The organism is Cytobacillus spartinae, assembly GCF_042865285.1.
In the GTDB taxonomy this organism is placed as follows: domain Bacteria; phylum Bacillota; class Bacilli; order Bacillales; family Cytobacillaceae; genus Robertmurraya_A; species Robertmurraya_A spartinae.
In genome coordinates, this window is record NZ_JBIACK010000003.1 from 45,071 (window position 1) to 63,056 (window position 17,986).

The following is a 17,986-nucleotide window of genomic DNA, read 5'->3' on the forward strand; positions in this document are numbered from 1 at the left end:
TTTCAACTTTATCAAATCTTTCCTTGTACAATAAAAGATAAGCTATTTAGGGAGGCCACATGCATGAAAGGTTTTTCAAAAGAAGAAAAGAGTTGGGTTTTCTATGATTGGGCTAGCTCAGCTTATTCAATCATCATATCAACTGCCGTTTTTCCACTTTTCTATAAAGCTGCAGCTACAAATGCTGGCGTTAGTGGAGCCGATTCAACAGCTTATCTTGGTTACACGATTGCAATAGCAACATTTATTCTAGCAATGATTGCACCCATATTAGGGACGATAGGTGACTATCAAGGCTATAAAAAGAAGTTTTTTACCTTCTTTTTCTCTATAGGTGTTGGGGCAACTGCTGCACTTGCTTTTATTCCTAGCGACCAATGGCTTCTTCTATTAGCGTTTTATACGATTGCCGTGATTGGTTCATCGGGTTCTAACGTATTTTACGATGCATTTCTCGTTGATGTAACAACAGAGGATCGAATGAATCGGATATCAGCCCGAGGATATGGATTTGGTTATATCGGTAGTACGATTCCTTTCATAATTAGCATTGCAATCATCGTTTTATCACAAAATGGAATCTTACCTATTTCAACAACCGTAGCTAGTAAAATCGCATTTATTATCACTGCTCTTTGGTGGGGATTATTCTCAATTCCACTGTTTAAGAATGTTCACCAACGATATTATATTCAGAAAGAACCGAATCCTGTTGTAAATAGTTTTAAACGTCTTGGAAAAACCATTAAAGAAATTCGCAAATATCGTGCACTATTCCTATTCTTAATTGCATACTTTTTCTACATTGATGGAGTTGGCACCATTATCACAATGTCAACAGCTTATGGTACTGACTTAGGAATTAGCTCTATTAATCTTCTTATCATCTTATTTGTCACTCAAGTTGTGGCAGGACCATTTGCTATCCTGTACGGAAGATTGGCAGAGAAGTTTACTGGGAAAAAGATGCTTTATGTCGGGATCATTGTTTATATTATCGTTTGTATTTACGCTTATTTCTTAAAAACAACATTAGATTTCTGGATTCTTGCTATGCTAGTTGCCTCCTCGCAAGGTGGTATTCAAGCATTAAGTCGTGCTTACTTTGCAAAGCTTGTTCCGAAAGAGAATTCAAATGAATTTTTCGGTTTCTATAATATCTTTGGAAAATTTGCCTCAATCATGGGTCCACTACTAGTTGGGGTAACGGCACAGGTTACCGGAAACTCAAACAGCGGTGTATTCAGTCTCGTTGTCTTGTTCATAATTGGAATTACCATTCTGGCTTTCGTTCCAGAGCCAAAATCTGAAAAGGTTGTTAAAGAGCCAGTTACAAATTAAACATTAATCGTTGTGCCCTCCTAATGGAAGGGCACTTTTTCTACTCTTTCTTCTTCCAACGTCCTTCTTCTGCTTTCTCATACTTCTGTTCAACTGCACTCCAAGCAACCTTAAACGCTGTCTCTTCTTTTTCATATTGTTTCTCAGCAGAGTTAAAAGCCTCTTTAAATATTTCTTGCCCATGCTTTGGTAAAACATTGCTTACTTGTTTTGGCAATTCCTCTAAAGATGAATAAGGCATGTAATGACTCCTTTCTATTTAAAAATCAACAGATAAAATTAAGCCCTCCACCTTAGAGGGCTTAATTTTTGTTAAGAGGACACTTGCGAAAGTAGAGAGAGATGAATGAACCCAATGTTTTCTGTTTCAATATTCATAACCTTCGCTTGAGTTACATCAGTTTCCAATACCTCAAATTCTGTTCCCTCTTCTAATAGTTGGATCTCATTATCAGCCACCATGTCCCTAAACTCTTCAGTAAAGTTACGAATATCATAGATATCATATATTTCATTATATGCATCCTCATTATAGGCAATAAAGGCAGTCGTACTTAATTCAGCTGTCTCACCTTCTGTGACAAACGCTTGATCTACCGTAGTTTCTACTTCATTTATTTGGTTCTCAATACCAGTAGCTATACTCTCAAAGTCCTCTTCTACCATCTCAACTGTCTCATTCGCGGTTTCCTCTATAGCATTTTCATTGTTACTACATCCAGCAAGAATAATGAAACTTGCAGATAGAACGAATAAATATTTTAGTTTACCCAAGTTGAACGCCTCCTCTAGTTTAGTAGTTCAAAATTCTTGTCTTACTTTGTTGTTTCCACGACAGATTTAAAATAAACATTTTATTAGAGGCCACAAAAAGACCCTTTATCATTTAAGATAAAAGGGCCTGAATTAGTTTATTTTACAGTACTTTTACTAGTAGTAAAAGCTTCCTTCAGAGCATTAGCCGATTGTTCAATGACTATTCTAGCTTGTTCTAAAATCCCTGGCATCCAAAAGAATCCATGAATCATTCCGTCATAGCGAGTTGCCTCAACTGGGACTCCCGCTTCTTTAAGACGTGCAGCATATGCTTCTCCTTCATCACGCAGTGGATCGAAACCAGCTGTAATAACAAGTGCTGGTGGAAGCCCTGTAAGATCCTCTGCTCTTAAAGGGGATGCGTACGGGTTTTTCCCATCTTCATCATTACGGAGATAGTGATTCCAGAACCAAACCATGGTGTTCTTAGTTAGTAGATACCCATCAGCATTTTCAGTATATGACGCAGTGTCAAAGGAATAATTGGTTACCGGATAGACTAGTAACTGATAGGCAAGGTTAGGGCCTCCCTTGTCTTTTGCCATTAAGGCAGTAACAGCTGCAAGATTGCCACCAGCACTGTCACCCCCTACAGCAATGCGTGACGTATCCACATTAATCTCTGCAGCATTTTCGGCTACCCATTGAACAGCGGCGTAAGAATCTTCAGCAGCTGTTGGGAATTTGTACTCTGGTGCTAATCTGTAATCAACAGATACAACAACACAGTTCGCTCTGTTTGCCAACATTCGGCACGGAACATCCACAGTATCAAGGTCACCAATTACCCAGCCACCACCGTGGTAGTAAACCAATACCGGGAATGGTCCTTCCCCATCAGGAGTATAGATACGGACTGGAATATCCCCACCTGAGACAGGAACTTTTCTATTCTCTACTTTTGCTACCTCCTCAGGCGCACCCGCTAATAGACTGAAGTCAGACGAAGCTCTAGCTTGCTCTGGTGTAAGAGTTTCCATTGGAGGTGCACCAGCAGCCTCTAATTGTTGTAAAACAACTTTTGCTTGTGGATCAAGATTTAACATTACCCATACCTCCTTTTTCAATTGTTCTATTTGCTGACGTACAGTAGAATCTAATTCAGTTGGTAAAGGTTTTGAAGTAGCAACCTTTGAAAATCCTTCATACTCGCTAGCTGCAACAAGATCGCAAATCTGGCGGTAGACTCCTACACCACCAGCAAAAGCAAGGAATCCTCTAGGTTTACCATCGATATTTGCCCCCATATACCAGGAATCCGCATGTGGAAGGAGAGTCATGGCCGCAGTCGCCCTACACTGTTCACTCCAAGCTTCTTCCGCTTCAGGCATTGCCTCGAATTCTTGTAGATTATTAGTTTCTAGGTAATTAATACAATCTGTCACCCAGTCTATGTGCTGCTCAATCGAAACCATCATATTACTAAGAACAGATGGACTTTGTGGTCCAGTAAGCATGAACATGTTCGGGAAACCAGCAGTGGAAAGGCCAAGATAAGTCTTTAAATTAGCCCCACCGCCCCATTTTTCCTTAAGCCCCAATCCATCTTTTCCACGGATATCGATCTTAAACAGTGGTCCCGTCATGGCATCAAATCCAGTGGCAAAAACAATCATATCAAGCTCATATTCAGCATCGGATGTTCGTAAACCATTTGGTGTAATCTCCTGAATAGATGTCGCTCTTACATCTACTAGTTTTACATTTTCGCGATTGTATGTTTCAAAATAGTCCGTGTCAATAATAGGACGTTTCGTACCAAAAAAGTAGTTAGGCATTAATCTTTGGGCTACTTCAGGATCCTTGACAGTAGAGCTAATTTTCGTACGTATAAAATCCGCTACTGTTTCGTTTGCTTCAGGTATAAAGCCAATATCACTATAGGAATACAGTAGTGTGAACAGCCCTCCCTGATTCCATGCTTCTTCATACACTCTTTCTCTTTCTTCAGGTGTATCTTGAAGCGCTGAGATTTCACGTGGAGTCTGTGGAACACCATGCATAGAAGTATACATTTGCTGTCTGATTTCCTTGTAATTCTCCCTTGTCTGTATTAGAACGTCTTGATCATAAGCATGGTTTCGGGCAGGAGCACTATACTGCGGCGTGCGCTGGAAAATAGTCAGATGTCCAGCTTCCTTTGCAATAACAGGAATAGCTTGGATTCCGCTTGATCCTGTTCCAATCACCCCAACCCTCTTTCCTGAAAAATTTACTTTTTCGTGTGGCCACCTTCCGGTATGATACATCTCTCCTTTGAAGGTTTCTAACCCCTTGAAATTTGGAATGTTCGAAGCAGACAGGCAGCCTATCGCTGGAATGAAATATTTCGCTATAATGATAGATTTGCCAGCCTGTAGCTTCCAATTATGCGCTTTTTCGTCATAATGGGCCGCTGTAATTCTAGTCTGAAACTGAATATCCTTGCGTAAATCCAGCTTGTCTGCCACAAAATTGATGTAGCTTAAAATTTCAGGCTGCTCAGCATACCTAGAGGACCAATTCCAATCATTAAGTATTTCTTCAGAAAATGTATAGTTATAGTAGATACTTTCAACATCACAACGCGCTCCTGGATAACGGTTCCAGTACCATGTACCACCTACATTATCTGCGGCTTCAAAGACACGAACAGAGTACCCCGCATCCCTTAAGCGGTGAAGCATATACAACCCCGAAAACCCAGCCCCAACAACGACAGCATCGAACTCTTGAATAAACTTCTGTTCAGATTTCAACACTTATCCCCCCTAAATTAGCTTTCTAGCAAACACATGTAAGCGTTTACATTATATTCGTAGTTTGTGGGCTTAATTCCATTTTGTTCTATATTTTCAACGTAAAAAAGAAGCTTGGATATCCCAAGCTTCCTTAAATTACTTTGCAGGAAACTATAATTCAGGTTAATCTATGCCCGAATTAAAAGTCAATTGTCCTTCCACCACGGTTAAATTTAATATCATCCCCATCTGAACTTGTCCCCACTGGACTAAGACTCTTTGTATAGTCTTTAATATCTTCTTTCGGAGTAGCTGTTACAGCCCTTACATTTGCCCAGTCCCTGATACTACGGATTTGTTCTGACTGAGTAATTGAAAGTGGTACTGTGTTATTAATAGCTTTTAAGAAATCATCTAGTCTAATGCTCCGATCCTCGGCAAATGCTTCAAATAGAGCATCTATTACTAGCTGTTCAATTTCGGCTCCAACAAACCCTTCTGTCTCATCAGCTAAAAGATCTATTACCTCTTCATTAAGTTCAAAGTTCCCTAGTACATTTTCATTTCTTAAGCGCTTTTTCAAGTGCACTTTAAGAATTTCTCTTCTTTCCCTTTTAGTTGGAAGGTCAACGAAGAAAATCTCATCAAATCTTCCTTTTCTCATTAACTCTGGTGGGAGACTAGAAATATTATTGGCAGTCGCTATTACAAAAACAGGACTGGTCTTTTCCTGCATCCATGTAAGGAATTGACCAAAGATTCTAGATGATGTACCACTATCACCACCGTTATTAATTCCACTAAACCCTTTTTCGATTTCATCAATCCACAAGATAGATGGAGCAATTGCTTCGGCAGTTTTAATTGCTTTCCTCATATTCTCTTCACTGCTTCCTACAATTCCACTAAAAATACTACCTAAATCAAGTCTTAATAATGGAAGCTGCCACATGGAACTAATCGATTTACTAATTAAACTTTTACCACAACCTGGTACACCTGTAATAAGAACTCCCTTTGGTGCAGGTAAACCAAATTTTGCTGCAGAGTCTAGCCACGACTTGTTTCTCTTTAATAACCAGCGTTTTAAGTTTTCTAATCCACCTACAGAATTTATATCTAAGTCACTAGATATAAACTCTAGGATTCCAGTCTTTTTAATAATTTGTTCCTTCTCTTCCAAGATGACTTCTACATCATTTTTATCTAGCCGACCGTCTTCTACCATAGCACGGGCAAAGGCATTTTCTGCCTCTGATAAGGTTAAGCCAAGTGCTGCTTTTGCTAATCTCTCTTTTTCTTCTTCGCTTAAATCAATAACAATTCTTCCACTATGTTTATTAACACTAATCATTTCATCAAGAATGTTTTTAATTTCTTCAAAAGTTGGTAGGTCAAAGTCAACAATCGTAATATCTTTTTGTAAATCATCTGGCAAAATTAGATACGGGGATGTAAAGATTATATTCTTAGGATTCGGGCTTCTTTTAATATTGGATAACATATCTCTTAATTTTCGAATGACCTGATAATCTGGAAGCTTACCTTGTCCACCAAAATATATATGAAAATCTTGTAATATAAATATGGCTGGTTCATCATATTGTTCAATGAATTCTAAGGCTTTTAATGGGGCTTTCGTTTCACCTAATTTTTGACCCGATTGATCTTGAAATCCAGTTGTCACCCTCCAAGTAATAACATTTCTAGTCGTTTTAATTAATTCAGCATTACTTGCAACAGAACGAATAACGGATAAGGCTCTATCTTCTTCCCACGTCTGAAAATATAGATAAGGAAACCTTGCTTTTAAAAGATTAGCTAATAGTTTAGTAGTATTATTTTTTGTTCTCAAAGTATATCCCTTCTCCTATAAATATTTAATTTAGAATATGTATGAGTGCTGTGACATCATTGTTTCCAAAGAACTTATCATAGTAGTATACAATTCTTATGAAAATCCACCTTATTACTCTAAATACAATTCTTAAGATGAATCCTAAGATTCCTATTCTCCATAATATAAAAGCAATAATTATGAAAAATAGACACCCTAAAAAATTCATGTCTAATTTTGCACAGATAAAAAATAAAATGATGAGACCACCTATGATGTATAACATGCTTCCTCCTGCTTAAATAAAAGCTTATTTGAAAATAAAGAGCCCTGCATATTTGATACAGGACTTTTACCTTTAACAAAACTTTCTTTCACCCATGTCTTTTGTTAAAAGCTTTAAATTTTCTTGGGTAACCATCCCATTTATAGCGATAGTACCATCTCGTTCGAGTCGAATCTCTATCTTATTTGCGATACTTGATAAGTTATTTTCCAAGTATTTATAACGATCTGTTAGAAAGCGATATTGTTGGTTAGAGGAACCTACCCATGGTCTACTTAAGTCCAATTGGGCCTGAATAAATGGGCCATCGATTAACAAATCAACATGAGTCAACAATTTGTTCCAATGTGGTTTATTCTGTTCAAGAATATGTTCATATGTGTAGCCACTAAATGACATTATAGATAAACCAGTATTCTTAATCTTCTCTGCTAATAAAGCTAGTGGCCCAGCTTGATCAAAAGGCTCCCCTCCTAAAAAGGTGACTCCTTCAATCTCGTTATCGTGCTTACTCTCTAAAATTTTTTCAAATAAATCATCTACTAAAATGTCTGAACCTCCAGACACTGACCATGTCCAAGGTACTCCACAGCCCCTACACCTAATTGAACAGCCTTGTACCCATAAACACGCTCTTTTTCCTGGTCCTTCAACAGTAGTTAATGGAAGAAAACGATGTATTCTGAGATTCATTAAAAGTCTACTAATCTTCCACTTTGTTCACTAGGAGAAAGAGTTGTCGATTTTTCGATGGTAGAAAATACAACAAATGGCTTAATGCGTTCACGTACATGTGGTTTTATGTTTAGTGCTTCCGTAAATTCATCTAAAGAAGCAAATCCTCCTTTTTGCTCTCTTACTGAGACCACCTTTTTAGCAAGAATAGCCCCTAAAGAAGGAATGTTGGCAATTTCCTCTTCACTTGCAGTATTAATGTCTATTGGATTGACAGTTTCTGTTACTGTTGGAACAGGGACTTGCTTTGTTTCAGCTAACTTTTTTTCTGTTTGTGTTGGTACATTTTTACTATTCTGTTCATATTCCTTTTGAATAGATGACCTTAATTCTTCAATCTGGTTTTGACTAACTCTAGATTTCTTATGTTGCTCTAATCGTATTAAGTACTCTGCTCTAATTTTAAATACGTGAAAAATTGACCCGAACCAAGAAATGATAATTGCAGCAAACATTAAATTATATAGTAAGCTATCTTCCCTAACGGAACCTTCAAAGGCCATATACATAATAAAAGGTATTGAATAGACAATTCCCCAAATAGTCCACTTTCTTTGTTTTACTCTATAAGCTATATAAAAGAATGAAATATAATTAAAAAATCCAATTGTAGCAATAGCCCAGAGCATCCAAATTGAATTCATTAATTCCCAGAGTTTCCCCTTAGAGGTTATTTTTTTTGCCACTTAAATCTCCCTCACTTTTTGTATTAATTTCTCGTCTGTTTTAATATTTGTTTCATAATATTCCGATAAATAATTGGAATCTATCGTTTCTGCGTCCAATAATTTTTCAAGTAACTCTATATACTCAAGACATGCTTTCCCTTTAATACCAACTGTTTCTGCCTTAACTTTTCCATCAATACCTATCTCAATTACTAATCTTTTTTCCATATTCACAATTCCTCGCTTATACTTTAAAGGTTAATATAATAGAATTACTTTCGTTAACCTCTTCGGTTTCTAAGATTAATCCTTGCTCCTTTGCCCTATGTAATAGTTTTTGATATGTTTCCTGCTGGAGTATATGGGTATATTCTTCCTCAATATTCTGCAAGAAGCGTTGTGCATCTTCGAATTTAATATCAATATCAAAAACAGCCTCAAAAATCCCTACATCATTTTTCAAGAAACCAATCTTAAAATCTTCAACATTAAGAGTCTTCTCATCTTTTTCAAAGGAACATCCATATTGTTCTAACGCTCTTTTCAAAAGATTTTCATCGTTCATGAAACTTTCCAGCTTATAACTAGTTTGTTGTTCAATTTTTCTTTGATATCTATCACTAACGAGCTGACTAGCAGCAATGGCAATCGGAATTAAAACAAGTTCTATACTAATGAGAAACGCCCCTCTCTGATTGTTCTATAAGCCGAAAGTATACGCGACTAAAGCAATACAATATTGTAATATTATACAATAAAAAGAAAAATTTGTTTTAAAATTCTGGTAAAAAAATACTCCATAAAAAAAGCTAACTCAAGTTAAATTGAGCCAGCTTCATAAATTAGTTACACACTCACTTCTGCCTTCACCCATTGGTTTTCAATCGGAATTCCAGCATCCTTAATCGTTCTAAACACTGGGCAGCGTAAATCTACTTGTTCCTTCATTTCAGTTATCCGCTCTTGAGTCTCTGAGGTTTTTACGGATGCTTTAACCTTCACCTGTTCAAAATAAGGCTTCACTTCTAAATTCCCCATCAGACCACTTAGATCAAGGTCTCCTTCTACTTCAAAAGAAATACCTTGTAGGTCAAATTTCATTTCTTTAGCAATGATTTGAGCCATAACGTTTTCACATGCTATTAAAGAAGCTAAGAAGGTAGAAAGTGGGTCTGCGGCAGTGTCTCTTCCACCTAATGTTTCAGGTTCATCTATAACAACCGTATGCTTACCAGCTGTTGCATCTAGCCTCATTCCATTACCAATACCGTTTACTTTAAAATTAATATTTTGTCCCATGTTAGGTAGCCCCCTTAAATTAATACCTTTTCTCTTAATCTATTTGCAGCCTCTGACATCACTTTCAGTTTTTCAAAAGCTATTCGGTCACTATTCATAGGTCTCTGAGCAAACGTTCCAAATCCACAATCGGGATTTAAGAAGATTTTTTCGTCTGGTAAAAATGCTCTTACCTCTTCAATCCTAGACATGATTTCTTCTACAGATTCGACTACTTCTGTCCGTGGATTTACAACACCAAATCCTAACTCTTTTTGACCAAACTCACGAACAGCATCGATTTCTCCAGCACGAGGTGTAGCATATTCAAGAATAAGTTGATCGACATTCACTTTTGAAAGGTAAGGAATCAACGGATAATATGGTCCACGAAGTAAGACTTGCTCTTGTGTACTCCAGTTTCCACGGCATACATGGACACCAATTCGAGAATCTCTTCCTAACATACCTTCAGTAACCTGATTCATTAAGTCTAGTGCAAAAGCAATCTCTTCCTCTGCATCTGCTTTAGCTGTTAAGGCCCCACACATAAATGTCCGGTTTGCATTTTTCTGAGTAAAAACAAGCTCTGTAAGGACCGGCTCGTCAAATTGGATAAACTCCACACCTGCTGAGATTAAGTCCTCTAACTCTTCTCGTAAAACAGCAATAATATCTACAGCTAAATCTTCTTTTGTCGGATAGGCTTGTTTGGATAGCCCTTCGACCCACATCGCCCTTGTTAAAAGATATGGACCAGGTAAAGCAACTTTTACAGCTTTATTCGTATGTCTTTTCAAAAACAAATAATCATTTAAAGCTAGAGGCTTCTTTCGACTTATTTTTCCCTCTGCTGCCGGATTAGACATAGAAAAAGCAGGTACATCTAGGGTACCTAGTATTTCCTCGAAGCTTGCTTTGTCTTCTACATAATCCAGAAGCTCTGATACCATTAACATGCGAACATTATTTAAATGTTCTGCTACGAATGAGATAAAGTTATCTCGTCGTTGTTCACCATCGGATACGATATCTATACCGGCCTCTTCCTGCCATTTAAGGCATTCTATAACAGCTTTATCTGCAATGAGCTGAAACTCCTCTTCAGTGATTCTCCCAGCTCGCTTATCTCGCATTGCGCGTTGAACCTCTTTTGATCTTGGCCAACTACCGATAACAGTAGTTGGAAACAAAGGTAATTTCATTTGTACTGCCTCCTGTTAATAAAGGCTGATATTTAATAGAAAAGATGAAAGCTTTTATAAAAACGTTTATTGAACGATTTCCCAAATCATAAAATAGATGATTATTGGTACACTTTGAATCAATTTTACTCATTATGCAAAAAAATATAGTTTTTGTAGGAATCCATAAAATCTCCTATCAACCCAAATATCCCTTTATCACCTAATCTAATTTCTTATTGTCCATCCAAAAGAGAGTAGTCTATTTACCGTCCAAACTTCTTAGCTAACTGTCCATAATTTGAACTCTATTGTCCAAAATTGAAAATGTACTGTCCAAACAGTAAAAAGTCCTTCCAAGCTAAACCCTAACTAGAAAACAACAGAAAACTTAATATCCATTTTTACAGCGGAAAGTAGAGTCTGATAAATTGGTGAACGCTTTATAGTATTTTCCCATAAATCTTCAAGTACTTCCTCGTCAGCAGGTGAGGAAACATAGAACGTCCCAGAGATTCTATTAACCTTCGGACTCCCTTTCTCCTCTAGTTCCATGTGGTATAACACATTCTCCAATCCACCCTTTAACGATAGCTCTAGGTGATCAATCTCTATATTCCTTTTCGAAGCCTGTGCTCTAAAACCAACCGTTAGACACGCAGAAAGAGAGCTCAAAAAATAATCTATTGCACTTGGCGCAGGAACACTGTGGCTAAAATCTGCAGGCTGACCAACCATAAACGTATGATTACGCGAATGGACTTTTGCTGTTAGATTTTGATCCCCCTGTACACGAACACTCCATTGATATCCTTGTGCTGCCTCCAAGTCTGCTTTTAGTTCAACCTGCTCAGAACCTTTTCTAATAAAATATCGGGTCGTATTGTCACCTAGCTTTGATCCCAAAAACTCGTGTTTTACCATTCGACACCAAGCTGGTAAATCTTCAGAAACAGTCCTTTCCCGACTTCGCACCTCTAGTACTTGCCCATCCAAAAGTGGATCCATTGCTTTTTTTATAATTAAAAGCAAACCAGAACCACAATCTAAATCTCCACCATCACATACTCCATGAGGATTTTCCATTTCCATCACCTTGATTAATAGGTAATAGAAGCTGCACCTTGGCTTAAAAACTCCACTAGTTTCGCTCCACCAACAATCGTTGCACCTTCAACTAGATTTTCCTCTTCTAATCCACGTTTTTTATAGCATGGGCTACAAACCCAAAGCGTACCACCCGCTTCAACAAACTGATCCATTAATTGTTTCAAAGGAGCAAAACCCTCCTCGTGAATGTCTTCTGCATACCCCTTTGAGCCAAGATAGGCGCCTTCAACATTTAAGAAAACAACTGTTTCTTGACCAGAAGCTACAGCCGCATTTGCTACAACAAAACCTACGGTAGCTTTATCAGGGTTATTGTTTGCATTTGTAAGAGATACTAAAAATTTGTTAGTCATGATACATTCCTCCAACAATTTAGTTTTTTTTAATAAAATAATAGCATGTACTTCCTTCATCTCTTCGTTCAAGGAGAGTGTGTTTTTGCATTCTACACCAAGCTGGTAAATCTTCACGAGCTCCTGGATCATAGGAAATTACCTCAATGATCTGTCCAATCTCCATCTTTTTCATTGTTAAAAACAAATTCATGATTAACTCTCCACAGCCTGTTGGGCCGGCGTCATAAAGGAGGTCAGGTTCGTATTGAGTCATAGATTCTATCCCCTTTATAAAATCAAATGTCATAAACTATTAAGATTTTGACGTCTATTACATTATAAAAAAATGATAATCTTATATAAATTCAACTTATCGATAATATGAATAAGTATTAATCGTTTTTATGAATGAAAGGAGATTACGATGGACTTACATCAGCTATACGTGTTTACAAAGGTTGTTGAACACAAGAGCTTCTCCAAAGCTGCGGATGATATTTTTCTCAGCCAATCCACAGTTAGTTCACATATTCAGGCATTAGAAAACATGCTGAACGAAAATCTTTTTGATCGGGTAGGAAGAGAGAGTGTCTTAACACCTTCTGGAGAACGCTTATATCACTGGGCATCAAAGCTCCTATTATTAAAAGACGAAGCACTCCTAGATTTAAATAACAATAAGAAGGATCTAAAAGGTGTGATTCGAGTTGGGGCAAGCTCCGTTCCTGGTCAATTCATCTTGCCTGATATGATTAAAGAGTTTAGAGAGGACTACCCTCAAGTCACCTTTCATATTACGGAATCACCATCAAAAGACATTGCAGATAAAGTCTTACATGGAACTGTTGACATAGGAATCATTGGTGAAAAACTGGAGAATGAACGGCTGCAATATACCCCTCTTATGAAGGAAAAACTAGTCGTAATTACTTCTAGTAGAATGAATTTAGAAGGGGCAGTTACCATTGAAGAAATCATCAAATATCCAATTATAATGAGAAATGCTAATTCGGGTACAAATACGTTCATAAAAACCTATTTAAAATCAAAATGTGTTCCGAAGACTGACTTAAACGTAGTTGCCTATACAGATAGCGGTCAAAGCTTAATCCAACTCGTAAAAAAAGACATCGGGATAGGAATCATTTCTGAAATTGCTGCAATGGAATATTCAATGAATAGCGACTTTAAGATTTATCCTATTGATGATTTTATGGAAGAACGATATTTTTACCTCATATACAATAAGAACAAAACACTATCCATGGTATCTAAACTATTTATTAATACTTATAATAGTCTAAAATATTAAAACGACTGACCCCTAACTAGGGTCAGTCTCATTATTAATTACCAGCCTTTTTATTCGCTACTTCTAAAGCACGGTTCGTCTCTTCTGCTGCTTGGTCAAGAGCCTCTTGTGGATCAGCACCTTGATATAAGCTTTCCATTGCAGCTACTACCTTTTGTCTTGATTCAGGGAACACAGAGATTAGTGCACCTTGTGTAGCAGTCGATGTTTTTGTATCGTGTAGCTGATCAACTGTTACTTTTAATTGTGGGTACTCTTCCCAAACTTTCTTTACACTGTCTAATTCATATGCAGCTGGGTTGATAGCAAAGTAACCTGTTTTTTCATGCCATTTAGCTTGAACTTCTGGAGTTGTTACATACTTCATGAACTCCCATGCAGCTTTTTGCTTGTCTTCGCTAATTCCACTAGACATCCAAAGTGAAGCTCCACCAATAACTACTCCGTGTGGATCTGTATCATCTGCAACTGGAAGGTATGCTACCCCAACTTCAAATGGAGCGTTATCAACAATTGCCCTTACACCAGCAGAAGAATCCAGGATCATCGCTGATTTTCCAGATTGGAATGCAGCACGCATATCATCCCAGTTTGTTCCTACATTAAAGAAAGTACCTTCTTTATACATTTCACTAATCCAATCAAAAACCTTTACCCCTTTTTCATCGTTAAAAGTTGCTTCAGTTGCCACACCGCTACGACCGTTATCTTCATTCACATATAGTCCACCTTGTGTAGCCAATAATTGTTCAAAGAACCAACCATAGTTAAGAATCGATAATCCGTATTGAGATCCATCTTCTTTTGTTAACTTTTTAGCAACTTCTTTTACTTCACTAAATGTTCTTGGTGCTTTATCAGGATCTAAACCAGCTTCTTTAAAAGCATCTTTATTGTAAATCATAACTGGAGTTGATGAGTTAAATGGCATTGAGTATTGCTCACCATTTACTGTGTAATAATTAGAGATATTTTTTTCCCATTGAGAAATATCATAGTTGTCTTCGTCAATAAACTTTTGAACCGGTTGAATTTTCTTACTGTCAATCATGTATTTCGTTCCAACTTCAAATACCTGCATAATGGTAGGTGCATCATCAGTACCAGCAACCGTATTAAATTTTGTTAATGCCTCTTCATATGTACCTTGGAACACTGGCTTTACTTCAATCTCTTCTTGTGAAGCATTAAAATCACTTGCAAGCTCATTAACTGTTTTTTCTAATTCTCCACTCATGGCATGCCAAAATACTACTTCTGTTTTTTCAGCTTTTTCTTCTGTTTTAGGCTCTTCTTTTTCTTTATCATTGCTGGCATCATCAGTATCTGACCCTGAGCTTTGGCTATTAGAACAAGCTCCTAATATTAATAAAAAGAATGCAGACATCACTAAAAGTAATTTTTTCATGGAATAAATACTCCTCTATGTTTATTATTTTATTGCACCTTGTGTAAGACCTTTTTGAAGGTGTTTTTGCCCTAAGAATAATAAAAGCAATGCTGGAAGAATGACGATGACTACTGCTGCCATAACCACCCCCCATTCAGTAGAAATTTCTTGAGACTGCATTTGCTTTAGACCAATTTGTACAGTTCGATGTTCTTCGTTGTTGGTTACTAGCAATGGCCACAAATACATGTTCCAGGTTGTTAGAAAACTATAAATACCTAATGTAATTAAGCTCGTTCTCGAAACAGGAAGAACGATGTTCCAGAAAAAGCGAAACTTACTAATGCCTGCAACCTGTGCTGCCTCATAAAGCTCGTATGGGATTGTTTTAAATTGCTGACGTAACAAAAAGATACCGAAAGCTAACGCGAAAAACGGAATGGTTAAGCCTGAATAGCTGTTAATCCACCCTAACTTCTGGATGGTTAAAAAGTTTGGAATCATCGTTGCTTCCCATGGAATCATCATCGTAGAAATAAACAAGAAAAAAATGAAATCACGGCCCTTAAACGTTATAAATACAAAGGAGAATGCTGCTAAACTAGAAATCACTAACTGTCCAATCATGACAATTAAGGACACATAAAAGCTATTCCACAAATAACGTAATAGAGGGACTCTCTCAAAAGCAGCTTCATAGTTATCTAGCGTGATTTTTTCTGGTAGTAGCTTCCCCATGAGAACTTCTCCCCCACTCATGAGACTAATCATAAAAGCATAGAAAATCGGAAAAATCATAATTAGTCCAGAAATGACGAGTAAAGAGTAGGTAATGATTTTTTTTGGTAGACTCATTGATAGTGAACCTTCCTTTCGCCAAGCTTAAACTGGATAATCGTGATCATTAAAATACAGAAGAATAGGATAGTAGCTTGAGCGCTCGCTGATCCGACATTGTAATTAATAAAAGCATCCTTATAAATCGAGTAAACAATGACATTGGTAGATTCCATTGGTCCACCTTTTGTCAAAATATCAATTTGCCCGAAGGTCTGAAACGAATTGATTAATGAAACGGTAATAATGAAGAAAAGTGTAGGAGATAACATTGGAATCGTAATCTTTCTTAATTGATACCAGTACCCTACCCCTGCTATTTGAGCATTCTCATATAAATGCTCATCGATATTCTGTAATCCTCCTAAAAGAATTAGGAAGGCAAAGCCAGTATTCATCCAAATCGTAGAAACCGAGACTGAGATAAGAGCATATTTAGGGTCCAAAAGCCATTGAATCTGTGTAAGTCCTAGTTCCAGAGCTACTTTATTAATAATTCCAATTGCTGGATTATACATAAACATCCAAATAACCGAAGACGCCGCTACACTCATTCCCATCGTGGAGGCGAAAATGGTTCGAAAAAACCCTATTCCTCTTAACTTTTCATTTGCTAATAACGCTAAAAATAACGCTAGAATAACACCTACAGGAACGGTATAGAGTACAAAAAGCAATGTGGCTTTTATACTTTCTTGAAAACTAGTTGATTGTAATAAATAAGTAAAGTTTTCTAATCCAACAAATGTAATTGGAACTCCTTGGCTATCTGTCAAAAACAAACTTAAGTAAAGGGTTTTTGCCATAGGATAGAATAGGAATACAACGAACAAAATAATTGAAGGAATTAAGTACAACATCCCGTTTACAAATGACGGCATGATCCTTTGTCTAGTAGGCTTGTAGTTAATTTGTTCAGATGAAGAGGATGTCGATAAAGGTAAGTGACTCACACGTATACCCCCTCAACCGTCAATCGATCTGAATCTTTAGGTGGTGTGAAAATACATTCACCATTCTCAGCATCAAAAACAAATAGATCCTCTTCCCCAATAGTAATAGGAACAGCGTCTCCCACCTGTACATTCCATTGTCCATTCCATCTTGCTATCCATTGGTGTTGATCCATTTCAATCGTAAGTAGCGTTTCCGTACCTAGAACCTCAACGTTCAACACTTTTCCAATAAAGCTAACTCTACTATTATTAGCAAGACGTACATTTTCAGGACGGACTCCTAGTAGAACCTGCCTTAAGGACCTATGAGAAAATCCTTTTGGGCAATCAAATGCAATATTTTCCCCTAGTAAAAAGTTTGTTTGGTTTACAGTTGCTTTTTCCAGATTCATAGGAGGGGAGCCAATAAATGATGCTACAAATGTGTTCTTTGGCTGATTATAAATCTCTAACGGCTGACCGATTTGTTGAACAACACCCTTATCTAGTATCATCATCCGATCTGCCATGGTCATTGCTTCTGTCTGATCATGTGTTACATAAATCATCGTAATCCCGAGCTTACGTTGAATTTGTCTTATTTCCGATCTCATTTTGGCTCTTAATTTAGCATCAAGATTTGATAAAGGTTCGTCCATTAAACAAATAGGAGAATGTGTAACAATGGCTCTTGCCAATGCGACCCTTTGTCTTTGTCCCCCTGATAAATTTCGTGGCTTGCGTTTTAAGTAGTCGGATAAACCAAGCATTTCAGCCGCTTCTTTGCAACGTTTCATCTGTTCTTGCTTGGATATTTTTTTAGTATGTAGACCAAATGTAATGTTTTGCTCAACTGTTAGATGTGGATAGAGCGCATAGTTTTGAAAGACCATGGAGAGATTACGTGAACTGGGTGGCAATTTGTTCGCCTTCTCATCCCCGATGTATAAATCACCACTCGATACGTTTTCTAATCCTGCAATCATTCGTAACATCGTACTTTTTCCACAGCCTGAAGGGCCTACTAGTACAAAGAATTCTCCAGGATGAACAGTAACTGATGCATCGTTAATGACCGTTAGCTTTCCATCATATGTTTTGCTAACATTTTTCAATTCGACTTTTTTCAACTATATCGATTCCTTTCGTAGTAAGTTCAAATATTCTATTTTGGGTACCTTAATAAGCTTAGGAAATTGCTT

At 37.2% G+C, this 17,986-nt stretch carries 19 protein-coding genes; 2 read left to right on the forward strand and 17 right to left on the reverse strand.

Translation table 11 applies throughout. The annotated features are described in order from the left end of the window. Positions 1-63 precede the first annotated feature (63 nt). Positions 64-1,341, forward strand: a complete 1,278-nt coding sequence (locus ACFYKX_RS08185) for an MFS transporter (protein WP_389359927.1) — start codon at positions 64-66, stop codon at positions 1,339-1,341. Between the two features lie 40 nt (positions 1,342-1,381). Here ACFYKX_RS08185 and ACFYKX_RS08190 read toward each other — a convergent pair whose 3' ends face one another. The 13 genes from ACFYKX_RS08190 to ACFYKX_RS08250 form a co-directional block, all read right to left on the reverse strand. Continuing rightward, positions 1,382-1,582, reverse strand: coding sequence for a ChaB family protein (locus ACFYKX_RS08190; RefSeq protein ID WP_389359929.1), 201 nt, complete (start codon positions 1,580-1,582; stop codon positions 1,382-1,384). Between the two features lie 71 nt (positions 1,583-1,653). Then, positions 1,654-2,115, reverse strand: a complete 462-nt coding sequence (locus ACFYKX_RS08195) for a hypothetical protein (RefSeq protein WP_389359931.1) — start codon at positions 2,113-2,115, stop codon at positions 1,654-1,656. 137 nt (positions 2,116-2,252) lie between these two features. Further along, positions 2,253-4,895, reverse strand: coding sequence for a flavin-containing monooxygenase (locus tag ACFYKX_RS08200; protein WP_389359933.1), 2,643 nt, complete (start codon positions 4,893-4,895; stop codon positions 2,253-2,255). 181 nt (positions 4,896-5,076) lie between these two features. Next, positions 5,077-6,732, reverse strand: a complete 1,656-nt coding sequence (locus ACFYKX_RS08205; RefSeq protein WP_389359935.1) for an AAA family ATPase — start codon at positions 6,730-6,732, stop codon at positions 5,077-5,079. Positions 6,733-7,072: 340 nt separating this feature from the next. Further along, positions 7,073-7,693 (reverse strand): 4Fe-4S single cluster domain-containing protein, encoded by a 621-nt coding sequence (locus ACFYKX_RS08210; protein ID WP_389359936.1) that lies wholly within the window; start codon positions 7,691-7,693, stop codon positions 7,073-7,075. Beyond that, positions 7,693-8,421 carry a ComEA family DNA-binding protein gene (locus ACFYKX_RS08215; protein ID WP_389359938.1) on the reverse strand — a complete coding sequence of 243 codons (729 nt, stop codon included), beginning with the start codon at positions 8,419-8,421 and terminating at the stop codon, positions 7,693-7,695. Before ACFYKX_RS08215 ends, ACFYKX_RS08210 begins: the two co-directional genes overlap by 1 nt. Next, the gene (locus tag ACFYKX_RS08220; RefSeq protein ID WP_389359940.1) at positions 8,422-8,631 is read right to left on the reverse strand and encodes a DUF2997 domain-containing protein; all 210 of its coding nucleotides are present in this window, start codon (positions 8,629-8,631) and stop codon (positions 8,422-8,424) included. Between the two features lie 16 nt (positions 8,632-8,647). Further along, positions 8,648-8,968, reverse strand: a complete 321-nt coding sequence (locus ACFYKX_RS08225; protein WP_389359942.1) for a DUF1257 domain-containing protein — start codon at positions 8,966-8,968, stop codon at positions 8,648-8,650. A 281-nt stretch (positions 8,969-9,249) separates the two neighbouring features. Next, on the reverse strand, positions 9,250-9,702 hold the full coding sequence (locus ACFYKX_RS08230; RefSeq protein ID WP_389359944.1) for an OsmC family protein: 453 nt from the start codon (positions 9,700-9,702) through the stop codon (positions 9,250-9,252). A gap of 14 nt (positions 9,703-9,716) precedes the next feature. Next, positions 9,717-10,874: a vitamin-B12 independent methionine synthase gene (locus ACFYKX_RS08235; protein ID WP_389360527.1), complete on the reverse strand. Its 1,158-nt coding sequence runs from the start codon at positions 10,872-10,874 to the stop codon at positions 9,717-9,719. Between the two features lie 363 nt (positions 10,875-11,237). Further along, positions 11,238-11,951: a sulfurtransferase TusA family protein gene (locus ACFYKX_RS08240; RefSeq protein ID WP_389359946.1), complete on the reverse strand. Its 714-nt coding sequence runs from the start codon at positions 11,949-11,951 to the stop codon at positions 11,238-11,240. A 14-nt stretch (positions 11,952-11,965) separates the two neighbouring features. Further along, positions 11,966-12,328, reverse strand: coding sequence for a DsrE family protein (locus tag ACFYKX_RS08245; RefSeq protein WP_389359948.1), 363 nt, complete (start codon positions 12,326-12,328; stop codon positions 11,966-11,968). A gap of 19 nt (positions 12,329-12,347) precedes the next feature. Next, positions 12,348-12,584 carry a sulfurtransferase TusA family protein gene (locus ACFYKX_RS08250; protein ID WP_389359950.1) on the reverse strand — a complete coding sequence of 79 codons (237 nt, stop codon included), beginning with the start codon at positions 12,582-12,584 and terminating at the stop codon, positions 12,348-12,350. Positions 12,585-12,734: 150 nt separating this feature from the next. On the opposite strand from ACFYKX_RS08250, the gene ACFYKX_RS08255 reads away from it, so the two are divergent. Next, entirely contained in the window at positions 12,735-13,622 is an 888-nt protein-coding gene (locus ACFYKX_RS08255; protein ID WP_389359952.1) for a selenium metabolism-associated LysR family transcriptional regulator, read from the forward strand. 34 nt (positions 13,623-13,656) lie between these two features. Here ACFYKX_RS08255 and ACFYKX_RS08260 read toward each other — a convergent pair whose 3' ends face one another. From ACFYKX_RS08260 to ACFYKX_RS08275, 4 genes are all read right to left on the reverse strand, one after another. Further along, positions 13,657-15,030 carry an ABC transporter substrate-binding protein gene (locus ACFYKX_RS08260; protein ID WP_389359954.1) on the reverse strand — a complete coding sequence of 458 codons (1,374 nt, stop codon included), beginning with the start codon at positions 15,028-15,030 and terminating at the stop codon, positions 13,657-13,659. Between the two features lie 24 nt (positions 15,031-15,054). Then, positions 15,055-15,867, reverse strand: coding sequence for a carbohydrate ABC transporter permease (locus ACFYKX_RS08265; protein WP_389359956.1), 813 nt, complete (start codon positions 15,865-15,867; stop codon positions 15,055-15,057). Further along, positions 15,864-16,730, reverse strand: a complete 867-nt coding sequence (locus ACFYKX_RS08270; protein WP_389360529.1) for a carbohydrate ABC transporter permease — start codon at positions 16,728-16,730, stop codon at positions 15,864-15,866. Before ACFYKX_RS08270 ends, ACFYKX_RS08265 begins: the two co-directional genes overlap by 4 nt. Positions 16,731-16,798: 68 nt before the next feature. Beyond that, a complete protein-coding gene (locus ACFYKX_RS08275) occupies positions 16,799-17,914 on the reverse strand; it encodes an ABC transporter ATP-binding protein (protein WP_389359958.1) in 1,116 nt (371 codons plus the stop codon). Positions 17,915-17,986 lie beyond the last annotated feature (72 nt).